General features: G+C 58.9%; 10 protein-coding genes and 1 pseudogene. 2 read left to right on the top strand and 9 right to left on the bottom strand.

The window, feature by feature from the left end; all coding sequences use genetic code 11:
* Positions 1-241: 241 nt before the first annotated feature.
* The 4 genes from CO655_RS32540 to CO655_RS32525 all read right to left on the bottom strand — a co-directional run bounded on the left by CO655_RS32540 (position 242) and on the right by CO655_RS32525 (position 5,186).
* Complete coding sequence (locus CO655_RS32540) at positions 242-1,129, bottom strand: alpha/beta hydrolase (protein ID WP_010030405.1); 888 nt, start codon at positions 1,127-1,129, stop codon at positions 242-244.
* Positions 1,130-1,243: 114 nt separating this feature from the next.
* Positions 1,244-2,974 carry an ABC transporter permease subunit gene (locus CO655_RS32535; protein ID WP_097667931.1) on the bottom strand — a complete coding sequence of 577 codons (1,731 nt, stop codon included), beginning with the start codon at positions 2,972-2,974 and terminating at the stop codon, positions 1,244-1,246.
* On the bottom strand, positions 2,967-4,049 hold the full coding sequence (locus CO655_RS32530) for an ABC transporter ATP-binding protein (RefSeq protein ID WP_097667930.1): 1,083 nt from the start codon (positions 4,047-4,049) through the stop codon (positions 2,967-2,969). The genes CO655_RS32535 and CO655_RS32530 overlap by 8 nt, the downstream gene beginning before the upstream one ends.
* A gap of 27 nt (positions 4,050-4,076) precedes the next feature.
* A complete protein-coding gene (locus CO655_RS32525) occupies positions 4,077-5,186 on the bottom strand; it encodes an extracellular solute-binding protein (protein WP_097609177.1) in 1,110 nt (369 codons plus the stop codon).
* A gap of 593 nt (positions 5,187-5,779) precedes the next feature.
* Here CO655_RS32525 and CO655_RS32520 point away from each other — a divergent pair.
* Positions 5,780-6,607, top strand: coding sequence for a putative hydro-lyase (locus tag CO655_RS32520; protein WP_097609192.1), 828 nt, complete (start codon positions 5,780-5,782; stop codon positions 6,605-6,607).
* A gap of 120 nt (positions 6,608-6,727) precedes the next feature.
* The gene (locus CO655_RS32515) at positions 6,728-7,666 is read left to right on the top strand and encodes a LysR family transcriptional regulator (protein WP_097609190.1); all 939 of its coding nucleotides are present in this window, start codon (positions 6,728-6,730) and stop codon (positions 7,664-7,666) included.
* 62 nt (positions 7,667-7,728) lie between these two features.
* On the opposite strand, the gene CO655_RS32510 is transcribed toward CO655_RS32515, so the two are convergent.
* From CO655_RS32510 to CO655_RS34120, 5 genes and pseudogenes are all read right to left on the bottom strand, one after another.
* Positions 7,729-8,022 carry a putative quinol monooxygenase gene (locus tag CO655_RS32510; protein ID WP_010031848.1) on the bottom strand — a complete coding sequence of 98 codons (294 nt, stop codon included), beginning with the start codon at positions 8,020-8,022 and terminating at the stop codon, positions 7,729-7,731.
* Positions 8,023-8,079: 57 nt separating this feature from the next.
* Positions 8,080-8,529, bottom strand: a complete 450-nt coding sequence (locus CO655_RS32505; RefSeq protein ID WP_097609176.1) for an OsmC family protein — start codon at positions 8,527-8,529, stop codon at positions 8,080-8,082.
* Positions 8,530-8,643: 114 nt separating this feature from the next.
* A complete protein-coding gene (locus tag CO655_RS32500) occupies positions 8,644-9,060 on the bottom strand; it encodes a heme-binding protein (RefSeq protein ID WP_097609175.1) in 417 nt (138 codons plus the stop codon).
* 37 nt (positions 9,061-9,097) lie between these two features.
* Positions 9,098-9,853 carry an SDR family NAD(P)-dependent oxidoreductase gene (locus CO655_RS32495; RefSeq protein WP_097609172.1) on the bottom strand — a complete coding sequence of 252 codons (756 nt, stop codon included), beginning with the start codon at positions 9,851-9,853 and terminating at the stop codon, positions 9,098-9,100.
* A 51-nt stretch (positions 9,854-9,904) separates the two neighbouring features.
* Positions 9,905-10,170: pseudogene (locus CO655_RS34120) on the bottom strand (acetoin dehydrogenase dihydrolipoyllysine-residue acetyltransferase subunit); the annotation flags it as partial.

The following is a 10,170-nucleotide window of genomic DNA, read 5'->3' as shown; positions in this document are numbered from 1 at the left end:
CATCACCCGCTCCTCGAAGCGGCGGATCATCCGCATGTTGCGGTAGACCTCGATCAGTTTGTCCTGTGGTAGCTGCAAACCAGACATTTGCTTCCCTCCTTTGTGATCTCTGCGGCATATGTTGATGCGTGCCATTCGCACCGTTGTCGGCGCTGAAACGGCGGGCTGCGGTCGATCACCGCGATCAACCGCAGCCGGAACAACCCATCCCTCTTGGGCAGGATGGGTTGTCGATACGGGTTCACCTGAAAAACTGCAGGAGCTCGCGCACCAGCGCGTCCGGTTGTTCTTCTGCCAGATAGTGGCCGCAGTTTTCGATCGCGGTTCCACGGACATTGGTCGCGATCTTCTGCAGTTGTGCGACGAGGTCAGGCATGGAACCTTGATCGGCGCGCACGGCCAGGACCGGCATTTCAAGCTTTCCCTTGGCGGCAAGCTCCCGGTTTTGCTCCGCCGATAACGACACTGCCCGGTAATAGGCAAGGCCACCCTTCAGGCCGCCATAGAGGAAAACGCGCAGATATTCGTCGAAGTCGCTTTCGGAAAACACTTGCGGATTGGCCGCTTTGCGTTGCAGGAACCAGTTGAGATAGATGTCCTCCCGACCTTCAATGAGCGCCTCCGGCAAGTCGGGGACGTTATGAAAGGCAACGTGCCACGTGCGCCAGGCGACTTCGGGCGACCAGGGCAGAGCATCGGGAAGACTGATGCCGGGGATTCCCGTATCGAGAATGGCCAGACCAAGAACGCTGTTTCCGTAAAGCGCTGCGTAGGGATAAGCGACCCAAGCGCCGATATCATGGGCGACAAGATAGTGCCGATCGGCACCCAATTTTTCGACAAGGCCACGCACGATCTTGGCAATGCCTGTCGTATCGCAACCGCCAACCGGGCGATCTGAATCACCTTGCCCGGGGAGATCCAGGGCAATGACCCGGTATTTGGCGGCGAGCGCCGGCAGGATTTTACGCCATGCGTACCAGCTCTGGGGGAATCCGGCGAACAATACGATCACCTCGCCGTCTGGACGCCCTCCGCTGACATGGTGCAGCCTCACGCCGTCGACCGTCGAGAAGCCCCGGTCAAATCCCTCGATGCCGCTCATCGGCCAATCCAGTCTTTCCACCATCGCAGTCTCCTTCTTTGGAAAACTCATTCTTGGGCGGATGGCCGCATAAAACGGCGCTCATCCGATTGTCGTTACCGCCCCGTCCTGGCCGACGAGACCCCATCTCGCTGCGCGTCAGCGGGCTGCGCGGGAATGCTTCGCGGCCGTTTTCCAGTTCCCGATCGTCACGATGACAAGACACATGATCAGCAGGATCGAGAACACCGCGTTGACTGATGGCGTGAAGCCAAAGCGCATCTGGTTGAAAACCCAGATCGGCAGGGTCGGCGCTCCGCCCGACAGGAAGAGGGTTACCATGACATCGTCTGCCGAAAGGGTCAGTCCGAGAAACGCGCCGGCCAGGATCGTTCCCTTGATCATCGGAAACAGCACATGAACGAAGCTTTGCCAGCGGCTCGCGCCAAGATCCAACGATGCTTCCATGAGGCTGGGATCGAGCCGGCGAAGCCGAACGAGCAGCAACAGAAAGGTCACCGGCATGACGAAGCTCATCTGTCCGATGACGATGCGGGTGATGCCTGAGGGAATTCCGAAGATCTCTGTTCCGAGAACCATCTCGATCCCCAGCACGACGCCCGGTGTGGCGATCGGAAGCGCGAACGCCATTTCATAGAAGCGGGCACCCTTCAGCTTGGCGTAGTGGACAATCAGCGCAAATATCGTTCCGACCAGGACCGATATGGAAACCACGCATGCTGCCACGATCACCGAGCGCTGAGCCGCTTCGATCAAGGAAGCATCGTTCAAGAGCTGGTGGTACCAGTGCAGCGTCAACCCTTCCAACGGAAGCGTTTGAAGGTTTGCGGAGTTGAACGAGAAGAGGATGATGATGGCGAGCGGCGCATAGAGATAAGCAATGGCCGCGATATAGCCGATCCCTCCCAAACGCCGGCCGAAGCCGGTCGAGCTTGCCCCGTTCGACGATGGGGACTGATCGCCTTCGCCGCCGACCATGACCCCCCGCACCGGGGTCAGGGCGATGATGATGCCGAGAAGCACCACGACGCTCAGCATCAGGGCAACGGCAACGGCAGCACCATAGGGCCAGTTGTTCGCAAAGCCGAATTGGGTCGAGATGACGACGCCCAGTGTGGTTCCGTCGATACCGCCGATCATTGCCGGTGTGACGAAATCGCCAACGGTCACGAGGAAGGCGAGCGAAAAGCCAATTGCCAGATTTCGGCGTGTCAGGGGCCAGATCAGATGACGGAATGTCTGTAGCGCCGTCGCCCCTGAATCCTCCGAGGCTTCAATCAGATCGTTTGGGATCTTCTCGAAAGCGCCCATGGTGGAAATGAAGATAAAAGGCACCGAAATGTAAGCGAAGACGATGATGACGGAACTTGGGCTGTAGAGAAACGCCTCGGACGGAGCATCGAGAATCCCGCTCGAGACCAGAAAGCCGTTGAGAACACCGGATTGGCCAAGGATGACGCGCCATGCAAAGATCCGCATGAGCAGGCTGATCCAGAGAGGCAGGACGATCAGCATCGTCAGAAGCGCTTTGTTCCGTTTGGCGACGCGCCCGACATAGAAAGCGAGCGGATAAGCGATGAGGGTCGCGAATATGCAGGCAAAGAAGCTGAACGAGAGCGTTCTGATCAGCAGGACCCAGAAGCCCGCCGAATTCCACATCCTCGAATAGTTGACCAGCGACGGCTCGAAGATGATGACGCCCGCCGAGCTCTTCAGGAAGCTTATTCCGACCAGAAGCACGTTCGGCAGGACAACGATCAGAAACAGCCACGCCAATACCGGCACGCTCGAAAGGCGAAGGCCCAGCGGAAAACGTGCATGCCGCGCAGCGGCGCGTGCGGGCAGTGCCGGTGCAATGATCTCAGTCATGGAAGACCTGCGTGTTTGCTGCATCGAAGGCGACCTTGACCGGCTGGCCCACCGTGAATGTCGAGTGGCGCACTGCCGGTACCGTGCCGATGAGATTGACGCCGCCGCAGCGGACGTTCACCTCGCAGTTGGTGCCAAGGAAAAGGACGTCTTCCACGACGCCGGGAATGGTGTCGGGCGCCCCTTCCGCCTCATCGAGCGGTTTCACCTGTATCGCTTCGTACCTGATCGCCATCCGCGCCGTTCCGCCCTTTTTGGCAGTCAGTCCCGGAACTTTGATCCCCTCCACGCGTCCCACGAATCCGGTATCGGTCGGTTCGAAATTGACGGCGACGAGATTGGAGCGGCCGACGAAACGCGAAACGAACTCGTTTTGCGGGGCAAAATATATTTCGCGGGGGGTGGCGAGCTGAGCTATCTTGCCGTCCTGCAGGACGACGACGCGGTCAGACATCGACAGGGCTTCGCCCTGGTCGTGCGTCACATACATGAATGCGATGCCGAGCTCTTTCTGCAGCGCCACCAATGTGTGTTGCATTTGCTGGCGCAAGCGGAGATCGAGAGCGGCGAGCGGTTCGTCGAGAAGCAGAAGTCTCGGTCGCGATACGATGGACCGAGCCAGCGCAGCGCGCTGACGCTGGCCGCCGGAAAGCTGGTGCGGAAACCGATCGGCAAACGTCGCCATTTCGGTAAGCGCCAGCGCTTCCTCGGCTTTTGTCCGCCGGGTCGGCTTCGCCTCGCCCTTCATCCGGAGCGGATATTCGACGTTTTCCCGCACCGTGAGGTGCGGGAAAAGGGCATAGCTCTGGAACACGGTTCGGACATCGCGCTTGTTCGGAGCGACTGAGTTGACCACCTCGCCTGCCATGACGATTTGACCGGTATCAGGCTTTTCGAAACCGGCCACCGTCCTTAGAATTGTCGTCTTTCCAGAGCCGCTCGGCCCGAGGATCGAAAAGAATTCCCCGGGCTTGACCGAGAAAGACACCTGGTCAAGTGCCGGTTTTTGGGCGCCATCATAGGTTTTCGAAACGCCGACGAGCGAAAGCACGGAGCCGGTTTCATGTGTTCCCATTGTCGTTCTCCAGCTGGATTGCGGGCGTCAGAGCGTGCCGGCCAGGAAGTCATTCCAGAGCTGAATACGACGTTCGACATCCTCGGGTTCTTTGAAGAAGACGAGATTGTCCTTGAAGCTCGGATCATCGGAGTCGAGAATATTGGTGTTCTTCAGCTCGTCTTCAGTCAGACCGGCTTCGCGCGCCGCCACCGGCGTCAAAACGCCGTTGCTTCCCGAAAATTTCATGAACCGCGCCTGCCACTTCGCAGACATGGTGTCATTGAGGAATTTGTAGACGACGTCACGCTGTCCTTTCGGGGTGACAAAGGTCCCTTCGATCCAGGCAGGCGTGCCTTCCTTCGGCAGGGAATATTTGGCGTTGAGCCCTTTCTTCTTCAGGATGTTGACGACGGTCACATTGTGGCAGTAGCCGAGAATCGCTTCGCCCGAGGCATAGACGTTTGCGGCATCGTCGAAGCCTCGGGTGACCACGCGCACCTGGGCTCGCAGCTCCCGCAACGCATTGGTGACGAGGGTGAACTCGTCCTCGGTCAAATTGAACGGATTTTTCGCACCGACATATAGCGCGACCATGGGGATCGTGACGGTCGCGTCATCGAATATCGTGACTTTCCCCTGATAGGTCTTGTCCCAAAGGGCGGCCCAGCTCGTCGGCGCAGACTTGATAGCATCGGCGTTATACTGCAGGGGCTGCGTTCCCCAGTGCAGGGGGATGCCCATCAGTGCGCCGTCGACCGTCAGCGGCTCGCGCCAGTTCAGCCCGGGCAGGATGTTGGAAATATTGGGGACCTTCGAGATATCGAACGGAGTGATCTGGCCCGCCTTCTTCAGCCGGCCCGCTGTCGAGGCCTCCGAATAGATGACATCGGGCTTCACGGCGCCGGACTGAAGCTGGGCGAATACTTCATCGAGCGAGGAGATGATCACCGGCTTGATTTCGGTCCCGTGGGCCGCCTGCCATTCCGCGATCCACTCCGGTTCGTCATAGGTCTCCCACGTCAGCAAAGTGATTGGCTCTTCCGCTGCCCATGCGCTCCTGATGACGGCTGGGGCAAAGAGAGACGCGGATAGAGCTGCGCCCCCGAACTTCAAAGTCTGGCGGCGGGTGATGGATAGAGACGTTTTGTCGGTCATCGCTGACTCCCTTCTGACAATGTTGAAACAGACTGCAGAAGGGGCGTTGCCCGCCACCACTGCTCCCCTTGGTTTATTGATCAACCTAACGTTCGTTAGGTTGATGAGGGAGTATTGCTCCGTATTCGGCGCCTGTCAACCAAGTAAAACTAGGTATATGTTATTGTTTTTACTTGGAAATTTGCCGCGCCGAAGTGCGCTCCTCAAATCGTTTGAAATGAGAATTGCAGCGGAGTTGGATCGCGGTTTCGAGCTCTCGGGGTTACGGACAAATTCGCAGATGGCAATTCGTCTTAGCTTGCGGCAACCGCCGCCATTCCCAGGAGTGATGACACGAATGACCTCCCAATCATGGTGTTTCACTGCGGATTTTCCTGCCAGACCGGCCGGAGGTCAAATCGTCGTTGGCGATGGGGTCTGATAACGCAGTTCTATCAGCGGCGCCGGAAACGATTGGCATCAACCAGCTAAGAGCCGCTTACGTTGCGTGATCAGCAGAATCTATCTCGGGTCATCGAATATGGAGATTTGACGAAAGGGCCTGGAATCGCGAGTTCTTGCACAAGTGTGTGCATGAGAACAGGGACCTGGTGATGGACAGGCTTGAAACGGTGCTGGATCGTCAGCCGGAGCAGATTCGCCACGATGTCAGGACTGGCGCGATCGCCGGGCAGACTTCCGGGTTGGCCCCAGGTTTTGCGCAAGGAAACCTGGTGATCCTGCCAAAGCAGTGGGCGACCGATTTTCTGAGGTTTTGCCTGGAAAATCCCAAGCCATGCCCGTTGCTCGCCGTCGGAAATCCCGGCGATCCGTCCCTCGCCAAGGCCGGTAAGAACATCGACATCCGGTCCGATGTTCCGAGTTACCGGGTTTTCCGCGACGGAAGGCTGGTGGAGGAGATCGCCGATATCCGCCACATCTGGCGGGATGATTTCGTTTCCTTCTTGATCGGCTGTTCGTTTTCCTTCGAGTGGGCTCTCTTGAACGCGGGCATTGGCGTTCGTCATATCGAACTCGGTTCGAATGTACCGATGTACAGGACGAATATAGATTGCGTATCGGCTGGCCCGTTCTCCGGGCAGTTCGTGGTCTCGATGCGACCGATGAAGCCGGCCGATGCCATAAGGGCGATCGAAATTACAGCGGCAATGCCGCAGGTCCATGGGGCGCCGGTGCATTTCGGTGATCCCCTGGCGATTGGGATCAGCGATTTGTCCCATCCCGACTTCGGCGACAGCGTTCCGGTCAAGGAAGGTGAAGTGCCTGTCTTCTGGGCGTGTGGCGTCACGCCGCAGGTGGCTTTGGCGCAGGCTAAGCCGCCGATCGCAGTGACCCATAGTCCTGGATGCATGCTGATCACGGATATACGCGACGAGAATCTTCTGAACGGGACGTTCCGGTTCGAGGCGCCAGCCCTATAGTGCGAAGACTCGGTCTCGTGACACAGGCGAGGAGATTGCCTATCCTCTCGCCGAGGCAGCTTGCATCCGGTCTCATAGTCGTCAATGGTTACCCGTTGTTGTTGAGAACAGGTGGGCCTGATGATTGACCTGCGCACCTTGGAGACCTTCTGTATTGTGGCTCAGACGGGCGGCTTCCACCGTGCCGCCGAAAAGCTCCACACCACGCAGCCGGCGGTTTCCGCGCGCATTGCGCAGCTTGAACAGGAGCTCAAGGTGCGGCTGTTCGAGCGGGACAAGCGTGGCAGCCGTCTCACGGTCAAAGGGCGTGAAATTCTGAAATATGCAGAGCGCATGCTGGCGCTCCGGACCGAAATGGTGCTCGCCGTGGCCGGCGCGAATGCCTTGGAGGGGACCGTGCAGCTCGGTGTATCGGACACCATCGTCCACACATGGCTGCCGGAATTGCTAAAGCGACTGAACCATGAATACCCGTCCATCACACTAGAAATCAACGTCGACGGGTCCGCCAACCTCGCAGCCGCCCTTCAGGAAAACAGCATCGATGTCGCATTCCTCATGGGACCGGTGATTTCAGGAAACGTCGCCAATCTGCCGCTTTGCGAATATCCCCTGAACTGGGTGGTTCCGGCGGGCTTCCCCTTGGGGCCGGAGGCCGTGACGCTGGAGGAGCTCACGGCATTTCCGATCATCACCTTTGCACGACAGACCCAACCTTTTCGGGAACTCACGGAGCTTTTCAATAGGGCCCATCAGCAGCGCGTCCGGCTGTTTCCGAACTCCTCGCTGTCTTCGATCGTTCGCATGACCCTTGATGGTATTGGAATTGCCGCCATACCTGTCGAGGTCGTCTCGGATCACCTGGCAAGCGGCAAGCTGCGGGTGCTGACGACTGTCGGCCACACAATGCCGACCATGGCGTTCACGGCAAGCTTTATCAAACGTCCCGAAACGCACTTGAATGGCGTCGTGGCCCAGCTGGCGCAGAAAGTTGCGGGACAATACGGACTGCTTTCGGGTGGTCTTCCAGCCGAAGACCACCCGATCGGTGCCGATTGATCGGGTGTGGCTTTGTCATGTGCAGCCCGTGGCAGTCTTGCGCCGGGAGCCTGTGGGCCGGGTCAGGAGATGCGCTTGTACTTGTCCAACTTGACCGACTGGATCCATTGACCGGCGCGGGCGCCGAACGCCTTCATTGACTCGGTATTGTTGTGGACTTCCAGCGATTGCTCGTCCTCCCAGATCTCGTAGAAGACGAACTCGCCCGGGCGCTCCAGCGATTCATGGAGATCATACTGGACGAATCCCGGCTCCGTTTGCGCGATCGGGATCAGGGTGAGGAGCGCCTCGCGAAGCTGCTCATGTTTTCCTTCGTGCGCCGTTACCGTGGCGACAACAACAAGCTTATCTTTCATTCCGCACCTTCCTTTCGACAATGAGAAAACGTGTACGACCACCGCTGCCGTTGGAGGTCAGCCCAGTTCGATCGACACGTGGGTTTTGATCGAATTTGCGATGAAGCATCCTTTATGAGCCCGATGATGCAGTCGAGACAGCGTTTCGCGATCGGGCTGTTTCTGCGAACTAAAGGATGTTTTGGGATGGAGAATGATATCCGATACCCAGAAAGATCCATCCGGGTTCTTCGATACCTTGCCGACGGCATCATCCTCGTAGCTGCTGACGATATAGCCGTTCCCCTCGCAGATCGCCAGGAAGTAGAGCATGTGGCAGCTTGCCAGGGCGTTGACGAGAAGCTGCTCCGGATCGGCAAGTTCGCTGTTTCCGAGATAGGCAGACGCGGCAGACACCGCCACCGAGACCTGCGCGCTATATGTCGCCTTATGATCCCGGCTGTAGGTTGCCGGTTGTTGCGCGTGCGGCGCTGCCTTCCATTCGAGGCGGATAGAGTGCTCAGACATGATATCATCCTGATTGTTCGGCTTGGGGACGTATTCCCATTGCCAGCCATGGAAAGTTGGGGCGCTGCCGCCTCAATGGCGGCGGCGCCCCTGGTTCGAGCGTGTCAGGCACGCTTAACCAGCTTGCAGCACCGCCACCATCACTTCAGCAATGGCGATATCGGCCTCCACCGGCCCGCCCGAGGCGCCCACTCCTCCGATGACGGTCTTTCCGTCGCGCACCGGCAGGCCGCCACCGAAAACAACGAACGGCCGGCGCCCGCCGAGGGCATCCAGCCCGTAGAGCGCGGCGCCCGGCTGGACCAGCTCCAGCCAGTTGCCGGAGGGCGAGCGCAGGGCAAGAGCGGTGTACGCCTTGCCCTGCGCGATTTCGACGGTCGACAGCGCAGCGTCGTCGGCGCGCAGGAAGGCAAGCAGATTGCCGCCGGCATCGACGATCGCCAAGGAAGAAGGCTCGCCGAGCTCTCTTGCTTTGGCTGCGCCGGCCTCAAGGGCTTTGAGAGCCGCCTCATGTGAAATCAACTTGATCATGTTCTCGCCTTTCTGTGCTTTCGATCGTTGCCCGCAATCAGTTGTAGATGCCGCCGTCGACGTTGATCGCCTGGGCCGTCACGTAGGAAGCCTCGTCGGAGGCGAGATAGACGAAGAGCGGCGCGACCTCCTGGGGCGTGGCTTGCCGCCCAAGCGGAATGACGATCGGGACCAGCGATTCCTGCTTTTCCCGACCCCCGATGAAATCGATGACCGGCTGGTTGAACGGCGTGTCGATCCATCCCGGGCACACGGCATTGACCCGGATACCGTCGCGCGCCAGTTCGATTGCGAGCGTGGTTGTGAGGCCGATGATCGCGGCCTTGGACGAGGAGTAACCGACCAGGCCCGGGGCGCCGCGCTTGCCGGCGAGCGAGGACATCATCACGATGGAAGACTTGCCGGCGGCCCGCAGATGTTTCACCGACTCCCTGGCGAAGATAAAATTGGCGCGGACATTGATGGTGAACACCTTGTCCCAGTCACGCGTGGAAAAGTCTTCGACCCTGCCGGAAAGCTGGATGCCGGCATTCAGGCAGAGCGTGTCCATCCCCTTCATCCAGGCGACCGACTGGTCGATTGCCGCCTTGATTTCGTCTTCCTGCGAAATATCCGCCTTGAAAAACCGAACGCGGTCGCCGAACCGCTTTTCGACTTCGCTGCCCTTGGCAGCGTCGATATCGACCACAGAAACGGTTGCACCTTCGGCAACAAAAGCCTCTAGAATGGCAAGGCCGATATTTGCTACGCCTCCGGTTAGGAGGACGCGCTTTCCTGACAAACGTTGAGACATGGATGTACTCCCGATTTGATGGTTAGGTTCGTTTTGTCGGGCCCAGCCCGATTATTGTGAGGCTTTCCGGATATTTTCGAGGATTGCCTGGTTGACGGTGGCGGATGCCTCCATTTGCGGCATATGGCCGGTATCGGGCAGGATGCGCAGGGTGAGGTTTGCCGGGAGGGTGCCGGCGTCTGGGACGGGCACGATCTGGTCCTGTTCGCCCCAGATCAACATGACGGGGCAGTTAAGACCGGCAAGCGGTTCGCGGATCGACAGCAACTGGCCGTCTTGGCCGGCGATGGTGTCGGCGATTGCCGTCAATGCCTCCG

The organism is Rhizobium sp. M1 (genome assembly GCF_002531805.1).
In the GTDB taxonomy this organism is placed as follows: Bacteria; Pseudomonadota; Alphaproteobacteria; order Rhizobiales; family Rhizobiaceae; genus Rhizobium; species Rhizobium etli_C.
This window is presented reverse-complemented; position numbering and strand designations above follow the sequence as displayed.